General features: G+C 53.2%; 24 protein-coding genes. 16 read left to right on the plus strand and 8 right to left on the minus strand.

Features of this window, described 5'->3' with window-relative positions; translation table 11 throughout:
* The first annotated feature begins 36 nt into the window (after window positions 1–36).
* Window positions 37–369, plus strand: coding sequence for a hypothetical protein (locus tag AC2T28_RS03925; protein WP_486747639.1), 333 nt, complete (start codon window positions 37–39; stop codon window positions 367–369).
* Window positions 370–481: 112 nt separating this feature from the next.
* Here AC2T28_RS03925 and AC2T28_RS03930 read toward each other — a convergent pair whose 3' ends face one another.
* The 3 genes from AC2T28_RS03930 to AC2T28_RS03940 are packed head-to-tail and all read right to left on the minus strand — an operon-like array spanning window position 482 to window position 3,949.
* Window positions 482–1,960, minus strand: a complete 1,479-nt coding sequence (locus tag AC2T28_RS03930) for a heme biosynthesis HemY N-terminal domain-containing protein (RefSeq protein ID WP_486747640.1) — start codon at window positions 1,958–1,960, stop codon at window positions 482–484.
* A gap of 10 nt (window positions 1,961–1,970) precedes the next feature.
* A complete protein-coding gene (locus AC2T28_RS03935) occupies window positions 1,971–3,185 on the minus strand; it encodes a COG4223 family protein (RefSeq protein ID WP_486747641.1) in 1,215 nt (404 codons plus the stop codon).
* A gap of 50 nt (window positions 3,186–3,235) precedes the next feature.
* A complete protein-coding gene (locus AC2T28_RS03940; protein ID WP_486748014.1) occupies window positions 3,236–3,949 on the minus strand; it encodes a uroporphyrinogen-III synthase in 714 nt (237 codons plus the stop codon).
* A gap of 88 nt (window positions 3,950–4,037) precedes the next feature.
* Between AC2T28_RS03940 and tsaD the strand changes: the two genes are divergently transcribed.
* The 5 genes from tsaD to AC2T28_RS03965 are packed head-to-tail and all read left to right on the plus strand — an operon-like array spanning window position 4,038 to window position 7,228.
* Window positions 4,038–5,135, plus strand: coding sequence for a tRNA (adenosine(37)-N6)-threonylcarbamoyltransferase complex transferase subunit TsaD (gene tsaD / locus AC2T28_RS03945; RefSeq protein WP_486747642.1), 1,098 nt, complete (start codon window positions 4,038–4,040; stop codon window positions 5,133–5,135).
* On the plus strand, window positions 5,132–6,097 hold the full coding sequence (locus tag AC2T28_RS03950; RefSeq protein WP_486747643.1) for an NAD(P)H-dependent glycerol-3-phosphate dehydrogenase: 966 nt from the start codon (window positions 5,132–5,134) through the stop codon (window positions 6,095–6,097). Before tsaD ends, AC2T28_RS03950 begins: the two co-directional genes overlap by 4 nt.
* Window position 6,098: 1 nt before the next feature.
* Window positions 6,099–6,371, plus strand: coding sequence for a YciI family protein (locus AC2T28_RS03955; protein WP_486747644.1), 273 nt, complete (start codon window positions 6,099–6,101; stop codon window positions 6,369–6,371).
* Window positions 6,371–6,793, plus strand: a complete 423-nt coding sequence (locus AC2T28_RS03960) for an EVE domain-containing protein (RefSeq protein ID WP_486747645.1) — start codon at window positions 6,371–6,373, stop codon at window positions 6,791–6,793. Before AC2T28_RS03955 ends, AC2T28_RS03960 begins: the two co-directional genes overlap by 1 nt.
* A gap of 42 nt (window positions 6,794–6,835) precedes the next feature.
* Window positions 6,836–7,228, plus strand: coding sequence for a DUF1761 domain-containing protein (locus AC2T28_RS03965; RefSeq protein ID WP_486747646.1), 393 nt, complete (start codon window positions 6,836–6,838; stop codon window positions 7,226–7,228).
* Window positions 7,229–7,491: 263 nt separating this feature from the next.
* Here the strand turns inward: AC2T28_RS03965 and AC2T28_RS03970 are convergent, their stop codons facing one another.
* Window positions 7,492–8,343 carry a LysR family transcriptional regulator gene (locus AC2T28_RS03970; protein ID WP_486747647.1) on the minus strand — a complete coding sequence of 284 codons (852 nt, stop codon included), beginning with the start codon at window positions 8,341–8,343 and terminating at the stop codon, window positions 7,492–7,494.
* A gap of 93 nt (window positions 8,344–8,436) precedes the next feature.
* Here AC2T28_RS03970 and AC2T28_RS03975 point away from each other — a divergent pair, with 93 nt between their 5' ends.
* Both AC2T28_RS03975 and AC2T28_RS03980 read left to right on the plus strand, forming a co-directional pair.
* Window positions 8,437–8,736, plus strand: coding sequence for a hypothetical protein (locus AC2T28_RS03975; RefSeq protein ID WP_486747648.1), 300 nt, complete (start codon window positions 8,437–8,439; stop codon window positions 8,734–8,736).
* 4 nt (window positions 8,737–8,740) lie between these two features.
* Entirely contained in the window at window positions 8,741–9,391 is a 651-nt protein-coding gene (locus tag AC2T28_RS03980) for a hypothetical protein (RefSeq protein ID WP_486747649.1), read from the plus strand.
* Window positions 9,392–9,462: 71 nt separating this feature from the next.
* Here the strand turns inward: AC2T28_RS03980 and ahcY are convergent, their stop codons facing one another.
* Window positions 9,463–10,857: an adenosylhomocysteinase gene (gene ahcY, locus AC2T28_RS03985; protein ID WP_486747650.1), complete on the minus strand. Its 1,395-nt coding sequence runs from the start codon at window positions 10,855–10,857 to the stop codon at window positions 9,463–9,465.
* A 107-nt stretch (window positions 10,858–10,964) separates the two neighbouring features.
* Complete coding sequence (locus AC2T28_RS03990; protein ID WP_486747651.1) at window positions 10,965–11,279, minus strand: hypothetical protein; 315 nt, start codon at window positions 11,277–11,279, stop codon at window positions 10,965–10,967.
* A gap of 211 nt (window positions 11,280–11,490) precedes the next feature.
* Between AC2T28_RS03990 and AC2T28_RS03995 the strand changes: the two genes are divergently transcribed.
* Window positions 11,491–12,084 (plus strand): HD domain-containing protein, encoded by a 594-nt coding sequence (locus AC2T28_RS03995; RefSeq protein WP_486747652.1) that lies wholly within the window; start codon window positions 11,491–11,493, stop codon window positions 12,082–12,084.
* Window positions 12,085–12,099: 15 nt separating this feature from the next.
* Here the strand turns inward: AC2T28_RS03995 and AC2T28_RS04000 are convergent, their stop codons facing one another.
* A complete protein-coding gene (locus AC2T28_RS04000; protein ID WP_486747653.1) occupies window positions 12,100–12,654 on the minus strand; it encodes an ActR/PrrA/RegA family redox response regulator transcription factor in 555 nt (184 codons plus the stop codon).
* 74 nt (window positions 12,655–12,728) lie between these two features.
* Window positions 12,729–13,349 carry an SCO family protein gene (locus AC2T28_RS04005; protein WP_486747654.1) on the minus strand — a complete coding sequence of 207 codons (621 nt, stop codon included), beginning with the start codon at window positions 13,347–13,349 and terminating at the stop codon, window positions 12,729–12,731.
* A 92-nt stretch (window positions 13,350–13,441) separates the two neighbouring features.
* Between AC2T28_RS04005 and regB the strand changes: the two genes are divergently transcribed.
* The 7 genes from regB to addA all read left to right on the plus strand — a co-directional run bounded on the left by regB (window position 13,442) and on the right by addA (window position 24,968).
* Complete coding sequence (gene regB, locus AC2T28_RS04010; RefSeq protein WP_486747655.1) at window positions 13,442–14,839, plus strand: sensor histidine kinase RegB; 1,398 nt, start codon at window positions 13,442–13,444, stop codon at window positions 14,837–14,839.
* 88 nt (window positions 14,840–14,927) lie between these two features.
* Window positions 14,928–16,478 carry a PAS-domain containing protein gene (locus tag AC2T28_RS04015; protein ID WP_486747656.1) on the plus strand — a complete coding sequence of 517 codons (1,551 nt, stop codon included), beginning with the start codon at window positions 14,928–14,930 and terminating at the stop codon, window positions 16,476–16,478.
* A gap of 48 nt (window positions 16,479–16,526) precedes the next feature.
* The gene (tsaE, locus tag AC2T28_RS04020; protein ID WP_486747657.1) at window positions 16,527–17,006 is read left to right on the plus strand and encodes a tRNA (adenosine(37)-N6)-threonylcarbamoyltransferase complex ATPase subunit type 1 TsaE; all 480 of its coding nucleotides are present in this window, start codon (window positions 16,527–16,529) and stop codon (window positions 17,004–17,006) included.
* Window positions 16,999–17,988 (plus strand): aminoglycoside phosphotransferase family protein, encoded by a 990-nt coding sequence (locus tag AC2T28_RS04025; RefSeq protein WP_486747658.1) that lies wholly within the window; start codon window positions 16,999–17,001, stop codon window positions 17,986–17,988. Before tsaE ends, AC2T28_RS04025 begins: the two co-directional genes overlap by 8 nt.
* A complete protein-coding gene (locus AC2T28_RS04030) occupies window positions 17,985–18,680 on the plus strand; it encodes a nucleotidyltransferase family protein (RefSeq protein WP_486747659.1) in 696 nt (231 codons plus the stop codon). Before AC2T28_RS04025 ends, AC2T28_RS04030 begins: the two co-directional genes overlap by 4 nt.
* Window positions 18,673–21,603 (plus strand): double-strand break repair protein AddB, encoded by a 2,931-nt coding sequence (addB, locus tag AC2T28_RS04035; RefSeq protein ID WP_486747660.1) that lies wholly within the window; start codon window positions 18,673–18,675, stop codon window positions 21,601–21,603. Before AC2T28_RS04030 ends, addB begins: the two co-directional genes overlap by 8 nt.
* Before the next feature lie 8 nt (window positions 21,604–21,611).
* Window positions 21,612–24,968, plus strand: coding sequence for a double-strand break repair helicase AddA (gene addA, locus AC2T28_RS04040; RefSeq protein ID WP_486748015.1), 3,357 nt, complete (start codon window positions 21,612–21,614; stop codon window positions 24,966–24,968).
* The last annotated feature ends 1 nt before the right edge of the window (window position 24,969 follow it).

Consider the following 24,969-nt stretch of genomic DNA (forward strand, 5'->3'; position numbering starts at 1 on the left):
AAGCAATTTGTTTTGGCCCTCTAGATTTGGCGAGATATGGAAAACTTTGAAGATTTTTGCTCTAATGTTCATCAGGATGCCGGGGTGGACTTTGGTTACGAGCTTACACAGCTCACTTATGGAACGGCTGCATACTTTCATGACAACGAAGAACTCCAAGCTGTGCTGGCTGATATTGCTCAATTGATGTCGGAAAATAAAATGGAGAAGGCCCGAATAATCACTGAGGAATGCTCATCTATTCTGCTGCTGCGCCAAGGACATGAGCGCTCAGACTTGATCACTATGGTTGAGATGATCGAACTGGCTATAGAAGACGACTTTGCAGACTACAGAGATACCAACAAAAGGCTGGATCAACTCGGGTAAAGGAACGCCAGTGGACAATTTTCACGCGCTTCAACTCAACCAACTGAGCGACAGCGGCAGATGTGAGTTACGAGAATAGCGCGCAGACTGAACCTGCGCGCTATTCGAAAGTCTACTTGGCCCCGTTTTCTTCCAAGACCTGCTGCGTGGGCTCAACGTCCGGCAAGACAAGTTCGACTTCCTCAACATTGTCCTGATCAGCCGGAGCTTCCTGAGGTCTACCAACAATCAACGGCAGCATGTGCACACCCGTTGCGCTGGCAATTTCTGGCGTTTCAGGTGTGGTCCAGGACAGCGTATCAAAACTCGAGCAGTGCTCACAAACGGGTTCCCACTCGGCGTGAATATGGTGGCAGTTCTCGCAAACCCATTGAGGCCCGCGTGGCGCATTCAACGCGCTGGCCAGCCAGCCCTGAACAACCGAATCCGAAGCACCTTCGCCACGCTCAATCGCCGCCATCAGGGTCAGAGCGCGAGCATCTGGTGCGCGCTCAACCAGATCGTCCAGCGCCCGACGTGCTTGGGGGAAATCCTCGGCAACAATGTTTAGTTCGGCCATGACAAGGCGGGTTTCGTCGTGGTTAGGCTGCAATTTGGCCAGCTGGGCAAATCGCGTCAGACGTTTCTTGGCATCTTCGTCCGGTTCGATACTAGCAAAGGCATGTGCCAATTCTGGATGAGGCTGGACATTCCAGGCCTTTTTCAAAACCTGCGTAGCATTCCGCTTTTTTCCCTTTTTGATATAGGCGCGCGCGGCCAGGGCAGCGGCAGGCACAAGGTCAGGAGACAAGCGGTTTGCCTCGATCGCCTGTTCTTGTTGTTCAAGCAATGCACCTTCTTCCACAATGGCTCCGGCTGCTGACAGGGCCAACACCGCATCACGGCGTTTAAATACATCCCGTGGGAGAGTGCCGGTTTTAAGCTTGGTCGATAGTGTTTTACGAGCTCCAGACCAATCCTCGGCCTGTGCTTGCAACTTTAGCAATGTGTCCTGCACTTCTTCGTGCTTGGGGCGCATCGCCAGTGCCTTCTCGGCCAGTTTGCGCGCCGTCTCGGTGTCACCCTCGGACAGCTTTTGCTTCATGATACCGCGCACTCCGACAAACCGGGTGGACTGATTGGTAACCAAGCGTTTGTAAACCTCGGCGGCCTTCTTTGTATCGCCCGACATCTCTGCCGCCTGAGCGGTTAACAGATCGGTTAGTTCCGGTTTTTGCAGGAACTTTTCGGCGCGCGCGGCCTTGGCCATTGCCAACCTGCCTTCTCCTGATGCAAGCGCCATAAGCCCGTCGGACAAGGCCTGGTATCCTTTGCGCTCGCGCCCTTTATCAAAGTAGCGCGAAATCGCTGTGTCATCTCCGTTGAGAAACTTCAGCGTCGCAATTAACAGTGACACCACTTTAAGGAACGACCAAACCAGCGCGACCAATACAACCATGGCAATTACGGACTGCAGCGCGCCCAGCGTATATTCAGTCCCTGCAACGGTGATCTGAACACCCCCTGCAGTTTCCATCAGGATGCCAGCCCCAAAGGCCAACAAGGCGCTAAGGACAACAAAAACGAGGATCTTTAACAGTGACCAGAGCATGGCAGCTCCCTTAATTGACGTTCAGGCTTTGGGCCAAGGAATCGGCGGCAGAAATAGCGGCCTGGCGTGTTTTAGCGGCGGTTTCCCAGTCAGACAGGACTTGGCGTGCGGCCTCAGGTAGCGCTTGGATTTCAGTCAGCGCGGCATCTAGCTGCCCCGTTTGGATTGCAGCTTCAGCCCGGGATAAAATAGCATCGGGATCATCGCCCTCGCGCGGAGCAACCGATCGAGCCCCCAGGTGACGCTGTGCAAAAGCCACTAAACCACCTGTACCGGCAGTTTCCTCACGCGCTGACGCAAGCGCGGCACGCGCCGCAGGAGCAAAATCAGCTGTCAAAACAGTAAGTGTTGCAACACCTTGGTCAGCGGTTTCCAGCAACTCGGGTGGAACAGAAACATCTACACCTTTAAGGTCATTTAGTATTGAACCATACGCCGTCCCCGCGTCCAAATTGGAACGTAAACGCGCAACCATTGTCTGAGCGCTTGCAATACGAGCGGATTCAGCACTGGCTGCATCAAGAGCCTGCGCCTCGGCGACCATCTGCTCCACTTCTGCACGCTGTGCCACCAGGCTTTCCTGCAATTTAGCCAATTCGGCCTCATAGGCAGCAACTGCATCCGGAGAGGCGCCTTCGCTAATTGGGCGTTTTTCCAAATCACTCAGACGTTTGGAAAGGGTCGCGGTGCCATTCTCCATCGCCTTAATCCGCTCATTTGCCGCATTTAGATTGGATGTAAGCGGTTCGATTTGTGCAGTGAGAGCCTCAATTTTGGCGTTCACTCCAGCCAAATCTGGGGCCTTGTTAGCTTCGATTTGTGCCTGCAACCGGGCAAGTTCATCATCAGTCTCGGCCTGATTATCCAGCAACAATGAGATATCTGCCGCAGCGGATGATTTCATGCCTTCGGGCAGAAAAGACTCCAGTACATTGGACTGACCCGCGACAAACCCCAAGCCGGCGGCCACTAAACCACCCAAGAACGCCATTCCAAATCCGCCGCGCTTTTCAACAACACGTTCAACAGCAGCTGGCTGCTCTACGGTCTCGGTCTCGGTCTCGGTCTCGGTGGAAGAGTTTGCGTCAGCCTCGGCTTCGTCAACCGGATCTGAAACAACTTCTTCAGCGGTAGCTTCAGCTACCGTTTCATTTGGGTCTGTTGGTAGCGGATCATCGCTGGGGTCGGTGTTGCTCACCTGATCTGAATTCTTGTTGTCAGCCACGCTGGCTTCCCCCTCGATTCTCAAAATTAATACACATAACCTGCGCGACACTACTGCGCTGTTCGACTGCTCTCAACCCGAGTCAGACGTTTGACAATTTTGCCAATCTCATGCGCCATGGACTGCGAATCTGGCGCCTTACATATATGCAAACTTTTGTAATTCAACGCTTTTAACGGCTCAGCCACCGCCTCACTCATCGCAATTAGATGGATTTTGGCATCGTTTGGGCAAAGGTCGGCAAATTGTCGCGCAGTGCGTGGCGAAAAAATTGGTGCCACTACTTCAGTTGACGAAGACAAAACCGCCTTAGCCTCTGCTGTCAAAGTCTGAAGAGGCTGATCATAAATGACTTGTTCACGGCAATTTATGCCCTCAGCAATCAGCCTTTCAGAAACATCTCCTCGTGCATGTCTTCCGCGTAAATGCAACACCGTCCCACCCAGCCCACGTGCTAATAAGCCATCTATCAGATCATCTGCAGTGGCTCCGGCGAACTCTGCTTTCCATCCTGCATTTTGAGCTTCGAGCGTGGTACGTTGTCCAACACAATACGCAGTCAAACCTTTGCTCCCCAAAGCGCCAACTGCGGCTATAACCCCGTTGGAAGATGTGAATATCACGGCGTCGATATCGGCAAGATCGATATTCTCACCCAAAGTCTGTACTGCAAGCAACGGCGAATAAATCACTTGCACCCCGTCACGGACACCATCTGCGAGCTGCGCGACAAATTGCTGTGCTGACTCCAGCGGGCGTGTCATCAACAAGACCACCATGCCGTTCCCTCGGGATTGTTTGCCAATGGCTTAGGTGGTAGCCCCGGTCGCAGTATGATGCAACGGTAAGTAGATGACCCAAACACTGACAATTCTGGGACTTGAGAGCAGCTGCGACGACACAGCGGCGGCGGTGGTGCGGCAGGTTGGCGATGAATTGCCAGACGTGATGTCATCAATCGTCTTTGGGCAAAACGAACTTCATAGCGCCTATGGTGGCGTGGTGCCGGAAATCGCTGCCCGCGCCCATGCAGAAAAGTTGGATTTATGTGTGCGCCAAGCTCTGGAGGCGTCAAAGCTGTCGCTGGCCGATCTAGATGCAATTGCCGTAACTGCAGGGCCAGGATTGATTGGTGGCGTGATGTCTGGTGTGATGTGCGCCAAAGGGATCGCAGCTGCCACTGGTTTGCCATTAGTTGGCGTGAATCACTTGGCTGGTCATGCACTTACGCCACGGCTAACGGATGGCATTGAATTCCCTTACTTAATGCTGCTGGTTTCCGGTGGGCACTGTCAGTATCTGATTGCACGTGGCCCCGAAGACTTTACCCGCCTTGGTGGCACAATTGATGACGCACCGGGTGAGGCCTTTGACAAAACAGCCCGATTACTGGGGCTTGCACAGCCGGGTGGCCCGTCGGTTCAGGCCGAGGCTGAAACTGGCGACCCCAAGAGGTTTCGGTTTCCACGCCCGATGCTGGACCGGCAAGACTGCAACCTGTCCTTTTCAGGCCTGAAGACCGCACTAATGCGGATGCGGGATCAGGTTGCCGCTGAGAAAGACGGCCTGACCCGACAGGACCGCGCTGACCTGTGTGCTGGGTTTCAGGCTGCGGTGGTTGATGTGTTGGGCAAAAAAACCCGCCGCGCAATTGGCCTGTATTTGGACGAAAACCCCGCAACACCTACTGTTGCTGTTGCTGGCGGAGTTGCTGCAAATACAGCAATCCGGGCTGAGCTTGAGAGGGTTTGCGCCGAAATGGGCGCGGCATTTACCGCGCCTCCTCTTCACTTATGTACCGATAACGCAGCCATGATCGCCTATGCCGGGCTTGAGCGTTTTAGACAGGGCGAGCGTGATGGCATGGATCTGACTGCGCGGCCAAGGTGGCCGTTGGACCAAACCAGCCCAGCCATGCTGGGGAGCGGTCGCAAAGGGGCCAAGGCATGAGCATTTCAGTTTTGGGATCAGGCGCTTTTGGTACGGCTTTGGCCATTTCACTGGCTGGCAACGCACCAGTTACCCTCTGGGCGCGCGATTTAGATCATGCGCGCGCCATGCTATCGGATCGTGAAAACAAAAAGCGCTTGCCCGGAGTTCCGTTGCCTTCAGCTTTGTCCGTGACGGACAGTTTTGACAAAGCTGCTCAAAATGAAACGTTGCTGCTGTTGGCGGTTCCGATGCAAAAACTGCGATCTGTATTGCAGGAACATGCGAGCGTTCTGGCTGGGAAAACTCTCGTTGCCTGTTGCAAAGGGATAGAACTGAAAACCGGATTGGGCCCAATCGCAGTTCTGAACGAAGAACTGCCCAGCGCCAATCCAGCATTGCTGACAGGCCCCAGTTTTGCCGCCGATATTGCGCGTGGCTTACCCACCGCGCTGACACTTGCTTGCGAAGACAGCGCGGTGTGCAAAGATCTGCAGCAACAGCTGACCACGACCAATCTACGGCTCTATCGCACCACCGACACCACTGGTGCTGAACTTGGTGGCGCCTTGAAGAACGTCATGGCAATTGCTTGCGGCGCGGTTATTGGAGCAGGCTTAGGCGACAGTGCACGTGCAGCCCTGATGACTCGGGGCTACGCCGAAATGCAGCGCATGGCATTGGCCTGTGGTGCCCGGGTAGAAACCTTGGCTGGTCTATCCGGGTTTGGGGATCTGACCTTGACCTGCAGTTCAGACTTGTCACGGAACTATCAGTTTGGCCTGGCGATTGGTCGTGGTGATGGCTTTGACCCAACAATTACAGTCGAAGGTGCCGCAACTGCCCGCGCTGCAGCGGTCAAGGCCAGTGATATGCAAATCGACATGCCAATCACGCAGACGGTAACCAATCTGGTTGATCAGAGCTTGACGATTGGCGAGGCAGTGGCTCTTTTAATGACAAGACCATTAAAAGAGGAATAAAATGCTAATTGCTTTGATCGCTCGTGATAAACCCGAGCACCTGCAAACACGTCTCGATAACCGTGCTGCGCATCTTGCCTATATCGAAGAGACCGGCGCTGTTGCTCAGGCTGGGCCTTTGCTAGACCAAGAAGGCAACATGGTTGGCTCGCTGATCATTTTGGACGTCGATGACATGGCCAACGGGCAAAGCTGGGCTGACAACGATCCCTATGCCAAGGCTGGATTGTTCGAAACCGTTGATCTGATCACTTGGAAAAAGGTCATTGGCTGATGGCGTATTGGCTGTTCAAATCCGAACCTTCGACCTGGAGCTGGGATGACCAAGTTGCCAAGGGCGACGCCGGTGAGGAATGGGACGGCGTGCGCAACTACCAGGCACGTAATTTCATGCGTGAGATGAAGATTGGCGATCGAGGGTTCTTTTACCACTCGCAAAAAGAAAAGTCGGTGGTTGGAATTGTCGAGGTTTGTGCCGAGGCACATCAAGACAGCACCACCGACGATGCCCGTTGGGAATGCGTAGACATCAAGGCGGTGCGTGGTTTTACTCAGCCAGTGAGTTTGGATCAGATCAAAGCAGATCTACGGCTTGAAGAAATGGTTCTCGTAAGAAATTCAAGACTGTCGGTACAGCCCGTTAGCAACGATGAGTGGCAGCTTATCTGTGGGTTGGGTCAAACAGAGGCGGATTAACGCCCGGACCGGCGAAAATAATAAACGACTAGGGAGAGTGACATGGAAATTCTGAGCGTTCTTGCCGCCGCGGCGGTTGCTTTTGCTTTGGGTGCGGTTTGGTACATGGTTCTGGCCGAACCGTGGATGAATGCCGCAAGTGTACCCCGTGACGATAATGGACAGCCGGTGAACCAATCGCCAAAACTGTTTGCGCTGAGTTTTGTTTTAACTCTGGTTGTTGCCGGCATGATGCGCCATGTCTTTACACTGGCTGGCATTGATGAACTTGCCAAAGGGGTCGTTGCAGGCGCTGGAATTGGCTTGTTTTTCATCTCACCCTGGATTGGCATCAACAACTTGTACGCCAATCGCCCCGTTCGACTCACCCTGATTGATGGTGGCTATGCGACGCTAGCCTGTGCGGCGATGGGGCTGGTTCTGACGGTTCTGTAATAGAACCAAGTCTACCAATTTAGGCATTGGGCGTGTCTGAATGTGAAAAAGGGAAGGTCCGAGATTGCTCAGGACCTTCCCTCTCACCCCGCGTGCTCCCAATCCACCACACGCGTATGAAATATCTGGTTCCTGGCCATCCTGACCTGGTATCTATGGGTAACCCATCTGCGCTTGATTCCGCAAACTCTAAGCTCAGACAATAACTCTAAAATGCGATAAGTCTTTGCGCTAGTTTAGACATTCACGCCCTTCGCACGGGTTCAATGCTTAGTCCCCTCAATGCTCCCACATTGCTCAGCAAAGGTTCGGTAGAGGTGATCCATCAATAGGCGAACACGCGGATTGTGCAGAATATCCTGATGCGTAAGCGTCCAGATTTCCTTGTCAGGGATCAGCTCAACCTCCGGCAATCTGACCAAACCAGGGTCACCCTCGGCCATAAAGCACGGCAACAACCCAATGCCCTGCCCCCGCCGCAAAGTATCAGCCACAACTGTCAGTGAATTTGCCAAGAATGCCGGTCTGGCATTTAGTAACGGTTGAATTGTTGGCGGGTAATCCAATGCGATCCAACGATCCACATCTGGTCTTTGGTTCAGATAGCTAGGCGCGCCGTAAACAGCCAACGGGCTGTTCGCGACCTTACGACCCACGGCCTGTTCTGGTGGTTCGCTGGTGATACGTACAATCACATCAGCCTCTCGCCGATGAACCCCGCGAAAACTAGACGTGGTTTCGATTGTCAGCTCGATCATTGGATGGGTACGCATGAATACATCCAGGGGGTCTGCCAAGACTTTGTGATACAGGTCTTCCAACACGGACAAGCGCACAGGACCGGCCAAGCTACCGTCTTGGCCAAAAGCCAGACGATCAATGGCATCTATTCCAGCCGTCACGCCTTGGGTCAGGTCCATCATGCTCTGACCAAAAGCAGTCAGAACGTACCCCTCCTGTCGGCGCTCGAACAACGCGCTGCCAAGATCATCTTCCAGTGCCCTAATACGCCGCGAGACTGTGGCGTGAGTTGTTTTTAGTTCCAATGCGGCAGCCCGGATCGAGCTGGCCTTGGCCATTGCGCGAAAAATACGCAGATCATCCCAATTCTTCATGGATCGAATTCTAACCACATCATCTCATTTTTGGACAGTTCTAATCCAGACACTGATCAATGCACATTGGTTTCTGTAAACACAGGAGCCAACATGACTTACGAAGTTACCCTACTCACCGCCGACATCCGCGACCCCTTGAACGGTGAAATGAACCTAGGATTGGTTCACGAAGGCAATCAAGCCGCCGAGATTCAGTATCGCTGGACGAACGAGGCGTTCACCGCAACTTTTATCGGCCTCGCCCCGGCCATGCCCGTTCCGGCGCACCCCACTGAATTCATCGCACGCCCGATCGCAGCCATTCGTGCGCTGATAACGCCAGCGCACCGTTTCCCAAGCGAAGTGTTTCAGGACAACCGGGTTTCAATTGATCTCGAGAACAAAGGATAAAGACATGAAGTTATTCAACACTTTTGTTGCTGCAGGTATGATTACAGCAGGCGCCAGCACCGCCGATGCAAACCAATCAAACGCCATCGTCGCCTTGTTTAACGGAACCAACAGCCTCACAGAACAAACCGCCCAAGATCTGGGCTGTTCGGTTTATCGCAGTGGTCCAATCTTTGCCCAACAGGGCTCACTAAAGATCGAGGAGCCTACCAGCTATGCTGTTCTGACCTGCGACAATCCAGTTCTGGCGGATCCAGTCGCACGCACCCATCTGACTGGAACCGTTGCGGTTTTCGAGGGAGATCTGTCTTTGTTCCCAGCCGCTTACGATACCGCAGGTCTTGGAGAACGCCAGTACATTCTTAAACTCGGATATTACAACAACAGTGATATCAACCAGCGGGATCCAGATCTGGCAACACTGGGTTCGATCGCAGAACAACGTGATGGTCACTGGACTAACGAAGCGTTCCTGAACGTGGATGATGCGATGGGCATGGCAACGCCTGACGAAGTGGTGGTCATTTATTATGACACTGCCGATCAGGCGACAGCATTTCGCGACAACAACCAGGATATTCTGGAAAAAGTTGGAGCCTTTAATCGCGCTCATCTGGCGGGTTTCACCTATCTTGTGGGCTCAGCCACCCAGTAATCAACCAACCCATGAAAAAGGCCGCCGTAGTATCACTACGGCGGCCCAAATATTTTCAAGCAGTATTCTGCTTAGTAACGATAGTGCTCTGGCTTGAACGGGCCTTCGGCGGAAACGCCGATGTAAGACGCCTGTTCATCGCTCAGTGTGCTCAGCTTCACACCAATACGATCCAGGTGCAGCTTGGCAACTTTCTCGTCCAGGTGCTTGGGCAGGATGTAAACGTCGTTGTTATACTCGTCGCCTTTGGTCCACAGCTCGATCTGAGCCAGAACCTGATTGGTGAACGAAGCAGACATAACAAACGACGGGTGGCCTGTGGCGTTACCCAGGTTCAGCAGACGACCCTCGGACAACAGGATCAGACGAGCGCCTGAAGGCATCTCGATCATGTCGACCTGGTCTTTGATGTTGGTCCACTTGTGGTTCTTCAGGTTTGCGACCTGAATTTCGTTGTCGAAGTGGCCAATGTTGCCAACAATAGCCATGTCCTTCATCTCGCGCATGTGCTCGATGCGGATCACGTCTTTGTTGCCGGTCGTGGTGATGAAGATGTCAGCGCTATTGACGACGTCTTCCAAAGCTACAACTTCGAAGCCATCCATGGCGGCCTGCAGGGCGCAGATTGGATCAACTTCGGTAACTTTAACACGGGCGCCAGCGCCGCTCAGAGAAGCAGCCGAACCTTTGCCTACGTCACCGTAACCACAAACAACCGCAACTTTACCGGCCATCATTGTGTCAGTGGCGCGACGGATGCCGTCAACCAGCGATTCTTTACAGCCGTATTTGTTGTCGAACTTCGATTTGGTGACCGAGTCGTTCACGTTGATCGCTGGGAAAGGCAGCTGACCCAGTTTCACCAGTTCGTACAGACGGTGCACACCTGTGGTGGTTTCTTCCGAAACGCCTTGGATCGCGTCACGCTGTTTGGTGAACCAGCCTGGGCTTGCCGCCAAACGCTTTTTGATCTGAGCAAAAATTGCTTCTTCTTCTTCCGAACCAGGTACGTCCAGAAGACCAGTTTCGCCAGCTTCAACACGGGCACCCAGCAGGATGTACAGCGTCGCATCGCCACCATCGTCCAGGATCATGTTGCATGGGCCATCTTTGAATTGGAAGATTTGGTCCTGATAGTCCCAATGCTCAACCAAAGTCTGACCTTTGACCGCATAAACTGGGATATCAGCCGCTGCGATAACGGCTGCCGCGTGGTCCTGGGTGGAGAAGATGTTGCACGATGCCCAACGCACTTCGGCGCCTAGCGCTACAAGTGTTTCGATCAGAACAGCGGTCTGAATGGTCATGTGCAAAGAGCCGGCGATCCGGGCACCTTTCAATGGCTTGCTGTCGCCATATTCAGCGCGCAATGCCATCAGGCCTGGCATCTCTGTTTCAGCGATATCCAGTTCTTTACGGCCAAACTCGGCCAGTGTGATGTCCTTGACGAAATAGTCTCCGGCCATTGTCTTCTCCAATCCGGTTTGAATTAAGTTAGGCAGGCCCTAACACCGCATTTGTTTATATACAACGAAGATACCGGATTTAGGCTCAGGATTGGTAATTGAAGTGCCTAGCCTGCCTTGCCTTTTGGCTGCCGCTCTGGAGCCCGGTCAAAGTAATCGGTCCCAACGGCGACAATACAGCTAATTCCGTTGGCCTGTGTCATTAAAACAGTAAAAGTTCCTGTTTGATCAGAGGACCAAATTTCAACCATTGAATTGTCATCAGGAGCTGTTTGCAGGCCGCCAGATGTTAATTTTTCAGAGTATTGTTTTTCCAATTGGTGAACCACGTCTTCTCGGTCCCCACAAGTCACGGCATAGGCTGGTGGCGCTGTTGCAGCCATCCCAAAAACCATCGAAATTCCCATCAGCCGCTTGAACATACCAGACACCTTTCGTTACCATTTCGATACACCAGAGAGGTCATCTGAGAGTGAGCCAGTTTCCCCCCATACAGTTAATATTAGGATTTGGCCGGTGTTTTTCAAAACACGGCGCCTCAACATATTGTTTCTAATGGGTGATATTGGCGTGAGTTTAGCCTCGACTTCCAATAACTCATTTCGATAAGATTGAAGACAAAGGACCAGCCCAATGGCCAAACCACCACGCGCCTGGCAACGAATGCTTTCCGGGCGCAGACTAGATTTGTTGGATCCAACGCCTGTCGATATCGAAATTGATGATATTGCACATGGCTTAGCCTTTGTGGCGCGCTGGAATGGTCAGACAAAAGGTGATTTTGCCTATTCGGTTGCTGAACATTCCTTACTGGTAGAAACGTTATTTGGGCGAATTAGTCCAAAGGCACCAACAAAGTGGAAACTTGCCGCACTTCTGCACGATGCACCGGAGTATGTTATTGGAGATATGATTTCCCCAGTTAAGGCAGCCGTCGGGCCATCTTATGGAGAACTGGACGATAGGCTAGCAGCTGCAATCCATCTGAGGTTTGGACTGCCTGCAACTATTCCTGCCACGGTTAAAAGACAGATCAAGAAAGCCGATCACATTAGTGCTTGGATGGAGGCTGTTCAGATCGCTGGCTTTTCACCGCAAGAGGCTAACAAACTGTTTGGCAGGCCTGATCCAAACCTGACAACCAATTTGACGATTCAACTCAGACCACCCGTTGCGGTACGCATGGACTATGTAGCACGCCATGCGGAACTGATGGAACTCTTGTAGCAACCTAAGATTGCTTTATTTCGGGCTTCGCTTTGCCAGAATACGCTGCAAAGTTCGGCGGTGCATGTTCAAACGCCGCGCGGTTTCCGAAACGTTGCGGTCACATAGCTCATACACTCTTTGGATATGCTCCCAACGCACTCGGTCAGCACTCATGGGGTTATCCGGAGGTGGTGGCAGTTCGTCTGGCTGGGCGAGCAATGCATTTGTGATATCAGTCGCATCGGCTGGCTTGCTCAAGTAATCGGTTGCCCCGATTTTCACCGCAGCAACAGCTGTCGCAATCGCTCCATACCCCGTAAGAACTACTATACGGCTGTCTGGACGTTTTTCGCGCAGCACTTCTACAACATCCAGTCCGTTTCCGTCCTCTAGACGTAGATCTACGACTGCATAAGCAGGCGGCCGTGCGGTTGCGATTGCGCGACCTGCTGCGACCGATCCAGCGGTCTCCACTTCAAACCCACGTTTCTCCATCGCTTTGGCCAAACGCCGCAGAAATGGTTCATCGTCATCAACCAACAAGAGGGTCTTGTCTGGTCCGAAGTCCAGAGGAGCCGTTTCTGCCATGCTTTGTCCTTTGCGACCGGGATTTGCCCTTAGTAATCAATAATATTACCGGGCGGACTAAAAACGTCAAACAGCTACATGTTTTCGAGGAAGCAGCCGATCTGGTCAGCCATTTTCTCCGGTTCTACATCACGGCGGAAGAATTCAACAAAGCCCTGCTCGGGCAGCACCAAGTAAGAAAACGTTGAGTGATCCACCAAATAGTACTCATCCTCAGCCGGTTGCGCCTTAAAATATGTCTTATAAGCGAGGCTTGCTGCCTTAACTTGATCTACAGAACCGGTCAGCCCAATCATTTTGTCATGCAGATTGAACGCAAAGTCTCCAACGACCTCGGGTGTGTCTCGTTGTGGATCGATTGAAATAAATACCGGTGTGACGCTTTGCCCCCGCTCTGCAAGCACCTCAACAGTGTCCACATTGCGAGACACATCCATCGGGCAGACATCCGGACAGAAGGTATAACCGAAATAAACCAGTGCAGGTTCGGTGATCACATCTTTGTCAGTTACCGTCTCAGCCTTGGAATTTACCAATTCGAATGGACCACCAATCTGAGCTGAGCCACCAGCGATCTGGGTTGTACGGCATTGAGCAAACTGGTCAGACCCTTGTTGGCGTTGGGTCATAACCCATACGCCACCTAACAAAGTAGCAATAGAAACAGCGGCTATAACGGCATATTGAGGCTTCATGAGATCACGCCTTGAAAGCTAAGTGATGTGTTGATCGTTGTTCGAGTCAGACCTATCAACAAATACAGCCGATGCAACCGGAGCCAAACAGCATGAGCGAGTCATCTATTGGCCTGATGAGTGGTCAGCAGCGGAGCCACTGGATCAGATTGCGTACATTGATCTTGTTACGCTGGGTTGCCATTGGCGGTCAGATCACAGCAATTTGGGTTGCGCACAATCTGTACAATCTGCAGCTCGAGCTAGGCCTGTGCTATTTGGCCGTTGGTGTATCGATGGTCGCCAACATGGTTGCCATGTTTGTGTTTCCTGAAAACAAGCGACTTTCCGAGTTCGAAAACTTTCTCACAGTCCTGTTTGACTTACTGCAGCTGTCATTTCTTCTTTATTTGACGGGCGGTTTGAACAACCCGTTTGCAATGCTGGTTTTGGGGCCTGTGACGATCTCGGCCAATATGATGCGCTTGCGTTCCACTCTGATTATTGGCGGCACAGCTATCATCCTTGTAACTTTAATGGCCGAATTTCACATGCCTCTGCGTACAGCTCAGGGATTTATTCTGCGCATCCCTGACATCTTTGTTTTTGGCAATTGGACTGCCATCATCATCGCCGTTTTATTTCTTGGGGCTTATTCTCATCGGATCAGCTCAGAAATGCGGTCAATGTCTGATGCGCTCGCTGCGACTCAGCTTGCCCTGTCACGGGAACAAAAACTGACCGACTTGGGAGGCGTTGTAGCCGCTGCGGCTCATGAATTGGGCACACCACTTGCAACCATTAAGCTCGCGAGCGCTGAATTGATCGAAGAACTTGATGATCGTCCTGATCTTCGCGTTGATGCAGCGCTGATCCGCGAACAAGCTGACCGTTGCCGTGACATTCTTCAGGACATGGGCCGCGCCGGCAAGGATGACTTACATCTGCGCCAGGCCCCCATATCCACTGTTATCCATGAAGCCGCTGAACCACATATGCATCGTGGTAAGTTCATTCATTTTGAAGAATGTCCCGACGAAGGGGGAGATTTTCAGCAACCGACTATCCTTCGCAAGCCTGAGATCATCCACGGAATTCGAAATCTTGTGCAAAACGCAGTGGACTACTCCCGTGCCAATGTCTGGGTTGATTCAAGTTGGACCGACGACACCATCGCCATACATATATATGATGATGGCAGTGGTTTCCCCACGCATCTGTTAGGCCGAATTGGTGATCCCTTTATGCGCCAAGGGCGTAGCGACAAAGACCGCAAGGCTCGCCCTGAGTATGAAGGCATGGGGCTGGGCCTATTCATTGCCAAAACTTTGCTTGAACGCACCGGTGCCAGTTTGCACTTCGCCAATGGCTCGGATCCGTCACAAAGTATTAGTATTCATGCGGACCGGCCTGGCGCAATTGTCGAGGTCACTTGGCCGCGTAATAAGATTGATGCATTAGAGGGTGACCACGCCGTTCCGATTGGGCACAATCAACCGATAGAAATTTAACTATTCATCTTTAGGCAACCAGTTAAACATCAATTAACTATTATTGAGGCAAGATAGGGTTAACAAGAGATCAACTAGGCAGGACAACATGCAAAACATCGTCTCATTCGAATGGCTTGTTTTGGCAACCTTATGCGTCGCCACCGCAGCTGTTGCTGTCTGGTGGTTATCACCAGCCCCCGGTCAACGGGGTATGGAACATGACTTACTGACTGGTGATAGCCGGACAGATGCAGTTTTCCTATTCGACGATGCAACGTTGATCGGCTGGTCCACCGGAGCGCGGAAGCTAATAGGTGAACATGCAGAAGGGTTTAGCTGGAACACATTGCGTGACCAATTGGCACGAAGCTATCCTGGCCTTCCCCAATCGCCCGGTTTTCTCAAGGATGTTGGCCCTCTGGTCCTATCCGGAACCGCATCAGCCGAATCTCACGAAGCCCATTGCGAATGGATCGACGGCATAACCCGCGTTCAACTGCGCCGCAGCAGCACCGAAGTTAAAGACAAAGCTCTGGACCAAGAGCTCACCACACTACGCGCTGCGGTTCATCAAGCCCCCTATCCTGTATGGCTGCAGTCAGAAGATGACGAAGTCACCTGGTCAAACCTGGCTTATGACAACCTGAGCCAGAAACTGCGCGGCCGGAACGTTGATTTTGCGGATCCTTTGTTTGCTGATCTTTCCGAACCTATGACCAGTGGCAAGGCCGAGCGCATCTCAATCCCTCTGCCCGGCAGCAACAAGAAGCTGTGGTACAACATTTCAACCACCGAAACCGAGGCTGGATGGTTATGCCACGCGGTCGACATCAACGCCGTGGTTGATGCCGAAGTCGCCCAGCGCAATTTCGTACAGACCCTTGCGAAAACCTTTGCACAACTTTCAATTGGCCTCGCAATCTTTGACCGCAACCGCCAACTGGTGTTGTTCAACCCGGTTTTGATTGACCTGACCGCCCTGCCCGCCAATTTCCTCAGTTCTCGTCCAAATTTGCTTAGCTTTTTTGACCGTCTGCGTGATCAGCGCATGATGCCCGAACCTAAGAATTATACCAGCTGGCGCCATCAAATGGCTGACCTTCTCGAGGCTGCAGCAGAAGGTCGCTATCAGGAAACTTGGTCATTGCCGTCGGGTTCGGTTTATTCGGTCAGCGGTCGCCCGCACCCTGATGGAGCTGTTGCCTTCTTGTTTGAAGACATCACCGCCGAAATCACCCTGACCCGTCAGTTCCGTTCCGAGTTGGAAATGGGCCAGTCGATCATGGATCAAATGGACGAAGCGATCGCCGTGTTTGCCAACGATGGCACCATGACGTTCTCGAACACAGCTTATCATAATCTGTGGCAGATGGATCCTGATGCCAGCTTTGCCAAAGTATCCATCGTGGACGCATGTCGTGTTTGGCAGGATATGTGTAACGCAACACCAACTTGGGGCGAATTGCGGGACTTTGCGACCGGCCATGAAAGCCGCGAACAATGGTGGAGCAGCGTTCAGTTACGTAGCGGTAAACCCATGATTTGCAAAGTTTCTCCGATCCAAAATGGTGCAACCATGGTGACCTTCCGCGCATCGAACCAAACGATTGCTCCGCCGGAACAAGAACGGTTTAAGATCACTCACCAAGAGAGCTAAGGCTGACAACCGCTTGCAGCCTCTGACACACAGAGGCATTGTAGCGGGATGACAAATAGCCCCGTGACTCTCACGCTTTCCTCTCCACAGGAAACTGCCGATCTGGCCACACGCATCGCCGCGGCTCTCAGCCCCGGCGATTGCCTTTTGCTAGGGGGTCCAATTGGTGCCGGCAAAACGCATTTTGCACGTCATCTCATCCAATCATTGCTAGATACCCCCGAGGACGTCCCCTCGCCCACTTTCACACTTGTACAAACTTATGATGTCCCGTCTGGCGAGTTGTGGCATGCAGACTTGTATCGGTTGTCATCTTTAGATGAGATTGAAGAGCTCGGCCTAACCGAAGCATTTGAAAATGCTATCTGTTTGGTGGAGTGGCCAGATCGCCTTGCTGAACTCACCCCGGTGCACGCATTGCACTTATCTCTTTCGCTGGATGTGGCAGAGGCTGACGCACGGACTCTGACCCTAAACTGGAGCGATGCCAAATGGCAGCCGCTGATCAACCGGATAGCCCATGACTGATCGACAAAAATTGGCTCTGGCCTTTCTGGCAAAAACAACCTGGGGTGCCGCTCACTGTGTCCCACTCGCCGGCGATGCCTCAAACCGCCGATATGACCGATTAACCAATCCGAATACGGGCAACACAGCCGTTTTGATGGATGCACCACCCGAAAAAGGTGAAGATGTTGAATCCTTTACGTACATTGCACGCTATTTACGGGATCAGGGACTTAGTGCGCCTGCCATCCTGGCCGAAGATATCGAACAAGGGTTTCTGCTGATCGAAGATCTGGGTGATGATTTGTTTGCGCGCGTCATCCATAATAATTCATCATTTGAAATCCCCCTTTATGAAGCAGCAACCGATGTGCTGGTTGCTCTGCACGAGGCTCCAATGCCTGACTTGGAGCCACTTGGCCCACGCCTAATGGCGGAAATGGACAAAATTGCCTTTGAAAAATATGGGGTTGATGTCGACGCTGGGCGAACAGCTCGTTTCATTGATCGATTTGAAGACATTTTACGGCAGACCGTCACCGGCGACGTGGTTTTGGTTCAACGGGACTATCATGCGGAAAACCTGTTGTGGCTGCCAGATCGTGAAAGTGTTGCGCGGGTTGGCCTGTTGGATTTTCAGGCCGCACGGGCCGGCCACCGGGCCTATGATCTGGTCTCGCTTTTGCAAGATGCCCGTCGGGACGTACCTGCAAGTATCGAGATGCGGATGATTGATCGCTACATTGCAAAAACCGGAGTGGACGAACCAGGATTCCGTACCGCCTATACTGTTTTGGGGGTTCAGCGAAATCTCAGGATTCTGGGGGTATTTGCTCGGTTAGGCCTGGACTATGGAAAACCACAATATATCGAGTTGATCCCAGGTGTTTGGGATCACATGAACCGCGGGCTGGAACACCCAGCCCTCGCCCCTGTTTCCGATATCATCCGAGGGGCAATTCCCGCGCCCACACCGGAATTTCTAAGCCGGTTCAAACCATGACGCAGAAAAAACCAACATCTGTCATGTTGTTTGCAGCTGGGTTTGGCACCCGGATGAAGTCGCTGACGCGTGACCGCCCGAAACCCTTGATTGAGGTTTCAGGTAAACCTTTGATCGATTATACACTGGATCTGGTACATGAGATTGAACCAGACCAGATCGTCGCAAATATTCATTACCATCCGGACCAACTGCGCCGTCATTTGGAGCCAAAAAATGTGACGATCAGCCACGAAAGCCCAGATATCTTGGATACCGGAGGCGGATTGCGTCATGCCCTACCATTGCTGGGCGATGGTCCCGTTTTCACTACAAACGCCGATGTCGTGTGGAAGGGCCCTAACCCATTACAGTTGGCACAAAACGCGTGGAATCCAAGCCAAATGGACGCCCTTTTGGTTTGTGTGCCTTTGAACAGAGGCATTGGCCGTAAGGGGGCAGGCGATTTCACAGCAGATGAAACCGGCCGGATCAGTCGGGGCGGTGATCTTGTTTATGGTGGCGTTCAGATCCTACAAACCAGCGGATTACATCAAATTCCGGATAAGGCATTTTCATTGAACGTTTTGTGGAACCAGATGCATGACGCCAATCGACTGTTTGCGATTGAGTATCCCGGTTATTGGTGCGACGTCGGGCATCCCGAAGGAATTGAACTGGCAGAAGACCTGTTGAAACCAAAAGATGTTTGAAAACTCCACTTCCCCACGTGTTTTTGCCCTGCCTTGCGGCACCGATTTCCCGCACGCTCTGGTAAAGGGGCTCGTTCAGCGTAGCGTTAATCAGCCGCCCGAGGCATTGGCGCGGGTTGAACTGATCGTAAACACTCAGCGCATGGCCCGCAGAATTCGCAGCCTGTTTGACGCCGGCCCAACGTTATTGCTCCCGCAGATGTCATTGTTGAGTGATCTGTCTAAACGGGCAAGCCTGCATGGTTTGCCTCCCGCACTTCCTCCGCTACGCCGACGGTTGGAATTGTCGCAACTGATTGCAAAACTTTTGGATGCCCAACCTGATCTCGCGGCACGGTCATCTTTGTATGACTTGTCTGATAGTTTGGCCGCATTGATTGATGAAATGCAGGGCGAAGGTGTCAGCACCGACACCATACGCGGGCTTGATGTGTCTGATATGTCGGGGCATTGGGCCAGGGCGCAGGCCTTTATCGGCATTGCTGACGAATTCACGATCACCCAAGACGGTGCGATGGATGCGCAGGCTCGCCAAAGGCAATTGGTACTGGACCTGATCGAATGTTGGCAAGACAATCCACCGCAACATCCTGTTATCTTGGCAGGGTCCACCGGTTCGCGTGGAACTACGCTGTTGTTAATGGAAGCAATTGCCAAACTCCCCCAAGGTGCAGTGGTTCTGCCGGGGTTTGACTTTGATCTGCCGGGTGAGGTTTGGGAAGGGTTGGACGATCCGCTGGTTTCCGAGGATCACCCACAGTTCCGTTTCCACAAACTCATGCGAAATCTTGAGCTACAGCCAAGTGCCATCATACCTTGGGCTGATGGACACCCTCCAGCCCCTGCTCGTAACAAGCTGGTATCATTGGCTTTACGCCCAGCCCCAGTTACCAACGCCTGGATGGTCGAGGGCCCACAACTAACCGATCTGGACAAAGCAACCCAAGGCATGGTGTTGGTCGAGGCACCAAGCCCCCGGTCCGAAGCGCTGGCAATTGCTTTGCGCCTTCGCCAAGCAGCCGAAGATGGCCAAACCGCCGCGCTGATTTCCCCTGACCGAATGTTGACTCGCCAGGTTTCGGCGGCTTTGGACCGGTGGGACATCTTGCCTGATGACAGTGCGGGTCAACCCCTGCAACTGTCACCACCCGGGCGTTTCCTTCGCCATGTGGCCGAGCTGTTCTGCAAACCGTTGGCCGGGGATACTCTGCTGACATTGTTGAAACATCCACTCACCCACGATGGGGGCGAGCGCGGTACCCATTTGCGACACACTCGCGAATTGGAACTGCAACTGCGCGCCTATGGCCCGCCTTTCCCAGACGCCGACAGCTTTTCCCGCTTTGCCAACAACAAAGAGGTGATGGAAGGGTGGACCAATTGGTTGGCCGCCAATTTTGCTGACCAGACTATCTCGCACCCTCTACATCTTACCGAATGGGTCAAACGATTACGCGATTTGGCCGAATCCATAGCCAGTGGTAGCCAAACTGATGGTTCCGGAACACTTTGGGATAAAAAAGCCGGTCAAGAAGCCATCAAAATCATGCAATCAGTTGAAGCCGAGGCCGGATATGGCGGCGAGATGAGCGCTCGGGATTTTGCTGATCTGCTTGGCGCCCTGCTGTCGCAAGGCGAGGTGCGCGATCGTGATGCACCGCATGGCAAAATCATGATTTGGGGTACGCTTGAAGCCCGCGTTCAAGGTGCTGGTCTGGTTATTCTTGGTGGCTTGAACGAGGGCAGCTGGCCAGAAGCAGCCAGCCCCGACCCTTGGTTAAACCGGCAACTGCGCAACCAGGCAGGTCTGCTGCTACCAGAGCGACGTGTCGGATTGTCAGCACATGATTTTCAGCAAGCCATTGCCGCGCCTGAAGTTTGGATCACGCGCGCTGTTCGCTCGGAAGATTCCGATACGGTTGCATCGCGTTGGTTGAACCGACTGTGTAACCTGCTCGAAGGCCTTCCCGACCAAGATGGACCAAGTGTTCTGGCAGATATGAGGAAAAGGGGTCAAAAATGGCTCGACTGGGCTGAAGCACTAGAGGCTCCGACAGCCTCGGCCCCTGCCCTTCGACCTTCCCCCCGGCCTCCGATTTCAGCAAGACCTCGACGCCTAACAATTACTGAAATCCCACGCCTGATCCGCGACCCTTATGCGATCTACGCCAAGCATGTTTTGCGATTGAAACCATTGAACCCACTGGTTCGGGTTCCTGACGCCTTGTTGCGCGGCATCGTAATGCACGAGGTGTTTGAGCATTTTATCAAGCAATCTGTCGACAATCCTGACCTGCTAACACGGGATACTTTGTTGGAAAAATCGCGTGATTTGCTAGCAGAACACGTCCCTTGGCCTGTTGCCCGGTGTTTGTGGCTATCGCGGATTGATCGAATTGCGACAGACTTCATTCTGGCTGAGAAAAGCAGGCGGCAATCTGGCAAGCCCATCGCGTTTGAGGTCAAAGGGGATGCGCGATTGGACCCTCTGGATTTCACCATTTCATGCCGTGCCGACAGGATCGACATGGATGAACGCGGGTTCCTGCATCTGTACGACTACAAAACCGGTGCGCCACCCTCACCCGCTCAGCAAAAGAAATTCGACAAACAACTTCTGATCGAGGCCGCAATGGCAGAACAAGGAGCGTTCAAGGACATTGGCCCTGCCGAGGTTGCGCGTGCTTTGTTCATTGGTTTGGGTTCGTCGTTGAAAGAAGTTTCCGCGCCGCTTGCGGATGAACCGCCAGCCAAGATTTGGGAGGAGTTGCGGTTGTTAATTGAAACCTATTTCGACCCTAACCAAGGCTATTCGAGCCGAAGAATGCTTCATTTAGACACTGACCACAGCGACTATGACCACCTCTCGCGCTTTGGCGAATGGGACCGAAGTGCTGACCCACAGCCGGAGGATCTGACATGACTTCCGGAATGATCAAACGTGACGCCGCCTCCGAGGCGCAGTTCCGCGCTGCCCGTCCTGATGCCTCGACCTGGTTGGCGGCAAATGCCGGCTCAGGCAAAACCAAGGTGTTAACCGATCGCGTTGCCCGTTTGCTGCTGATGGGTGTGCAACCACAGCATATTCTGTGCCTGACCTATACCAAGGCAGCTGCCAGCGAGATGCAAAACCGGTTGTTCAAGCGCCTAGGCGAATGGTCGATGCTACAGGACGAGCCCTTGATTTCAGCCCTGACTGAACTGGGTGCCCAAGATGTGATTTCGCCCGATGGACTAAAACAAGCGCGTACTCTGTTTGCCCGCGCCCTGGAAACACCCGGCGGGTTGAAAATTCAGACTATTCACTCGTTCTGTTCGTCACTTTTACGCCGCTTCCCGCTTGAAGCAGGGGTCAGCCCGCAATTTTCCGAAATGGAAGATCGCGCCGCAACGATGCTGCGATCCGAAGTGGTTGAGGATTTGGCGCAGGGTGAACACGCATCCTTGGTCGAGGCGCTAGCCCGCCATGTTACCGACAGCGATTTTGAGGCTCTAGCCACCGCCATCTGCCACCGACGAGCCGAGTTTGAAGCGCCTTTGAATTGGGCAGGGTTGTTGGACCTCTTCGATCTGCCAGTAGGTTTTGGCGAGAACGAACTTGAGCGCCTCGTTTTAATAGGCGGTGAGGAAGAGTTGCTTCAGCGCACCCGCGATATGCTAGCGACAGGGGGCAGTAACGACCAAAAGGCAGCACAAAAACTGCGTAGTATCACTCAGCCCACAATGGCAGACCTGTCTGTTCTAGAAAGCGTGTTCCTAACCGGTGCCAGCGCCAAGGAACCATTCGCCGCCAAAGTCGGCTCTTTCCCGACTAAGAAACTGCGAGAATCCCATGGTTCTCTGATGGATCAGCTTGAGCCCCTTATGTTGCGAGTTGAAGATGCTCGCGCTAAACGGTTGGGGTTAATGGCCGCTCGCAAGTCACTTGATCTGCACCGCTTTGCTGCGATCTTTCTCCCTGAATACGCCCTCCGCAAGCAGTTGCGCGGCTGGCTCGACTTTGATGATCTGATCCTCAAAGCCCGACAATTGCTAAATGACCCGGCCGTGGCCGCCTGGGTGCTGTACCGCTTGGACGGTGGTATCGATCATATTCTGGTAGACGAAGCGCAGGACACCAGCCCGGTGCAATGGGATGTGATCGAAAAACTGGCCCAAGAGTTCACATCTGGCGAGGGCGCACGATCAGACGTTGAGCGCACCATTTTTGTTGTTGGAGACAAAAAACAGTCGATCTATTCGTTCCAAGGAGCTGACCCCGATGCTTTTGACCGGATGCGCGAGGAATTTGGCACACGTTTGCGAGATACTGGAACGGCATTACAGGATGCTTCGCTCGATTTTTCGTTCCGGTCATCAGCCGCAATTCTGGGGCTTGTTGATCTTGTTTTCCAGGACCTGCCCCGCGCTGGGTTTCACAAAGAGGCGCTACACCGGGCCTTTAAATCCGACCTTCCGGGGCGAGTTGACCTGTGGCCGTTGGTGGAAAAGGTGGACGACAAGGATGAACGCGACTGGACCGACCCTCTGGATCGACCAAGTGCCCGTCATCACAACGTAATTCTTGCAGAACGCATCGCCGACTCGATCAAAGATATGATCGACGGTGGTGTAACCATCCCAATTGACGGCCCAACTCGAGGCAGCTTTGTTCGCCGCCCTGTGCACGCTGGTGATTTCCTGGTTCTAGTACAGCGGCGGTCTGATCTGTTTTCAGAGATCATTCGTGCCTGCAAAAAGGCCGATCTGCCTATCGCCGGCGCTGACCGGCTTAAGGTTGGCGCGGAACTGGCGGTCAAGGATCTCGCCGCACTTCTTTCGTTCCTTGCCACGCCCGAAGATTCCCTTTCTCTGGCTTGCGCCCTTAAGTCACCTTTGTTTGGCTGGTCTGAACAGCAGTTGTTTGATCTGTCACACCGCCGCGATCGACCGTTCTTGTGGCAAGCTCTGCGCGATCGAAGCGAGGAATTCCCCGAAACCATGGCAATTCTGAATGATCTTAGGGATCAGACAGATTTTCTGCGGCCCTTTGATTTGATCGAGCGCGTACTGACCCGCCATTCGGGTCGGCAGAAACTGCTAGGTCGATTGGGGACCGAGGCCGAAGACGGTATCAATGCGTTGCTGAGCCAGGCCTTGGCTTATGAACGCACCGATATTCCTAGTCTGACCGGGTTTCTGGTCTGGATGCAGACCGATGATCTGGAGATCAAACGCCAAATGGGCGCGGCAGGTAGCATGATCCGGGTCATGTCGGTGCATGGCTCCAAGGGGCTGGAGGCACCGATTGTTATACTGCCAGATACCGCCAAACGGCAGGCACCACGCGATGATGAGATCATGCTTGCCGAAGGTGCACCGGTTTGGAAATTGCCATCAGCACAGATGCCGTCAGCGATGACAGCGGCGCGGGAAGCTGCGCAGGATAAGTTGCAGAATGAACGCCTGCGGTTGCTCTATGTGGCTCTAACACGGGCCGAAAAGTGGCTGATCGTCGCAGCGGCGGGTGATTTATCGAAAGACGGGGACAGTTGGTATCAACGGGTTGAAACGGCGTTGACACAAGCGGGCGCTGTATCTCTGGACGCTCCGGGCGGCGAAGGTCTTCGGTTTGGGCATGGCGACTGGGATGGGCTGGAGTTCACAGCTGTTGAACAAAAGGTGCGAGAAAAGCCCGCTCTGCCCGCTGTTTTCACACACCCCGCCGCGCCATATCAGCCCCCTGCTCCTACACTCAGCCCATCAGACTTGGGTGGGGCCAAGGCCCTGCCGGGTGATCAGGGGTTGGATGAAGACGAAGCAAAAGCTCGTGGATCTCGTCTGCATATTTTGTTGGAGCACCTGCCTGGTTATCCAGAACCGGTATGGCCACGCATCGCGGATAACTTGCTGCCAGACGCACCTGACTGTGACGAACTTCTGGCCGAGGCATCTGCCGTTGTTCAAAACCCTGAACTCGCCAATATTTTTGCACCAAGCACCCTCGCCGAAGTTTCGGTTACAGCCAAACTTGGTGATGAGCGGCTGCACGGGATCATCGACAGGCTGATTGTAACTGCTGACACAGTCACCGCGGTAGATTTCAAATCCAATGCAACAGTCCCCGCAGATACGGCCCGGTGCCCCGAAGGGGTGTTGCGCCAAATGGGGGCATATGCCCATGCTTTGGCCAAAATCTATCCCAACCATCAGGTTGAAACAGCCGTTATCTGGACCCGCACTGCGACCCTGATGCCGCTACCACACGATCTTGTGTCTGCGGCATTGATGCGACGTCTGATACCTTGAC

The organism is Parasedimentitalea nitratireducens, assembly GCF_057444295.1.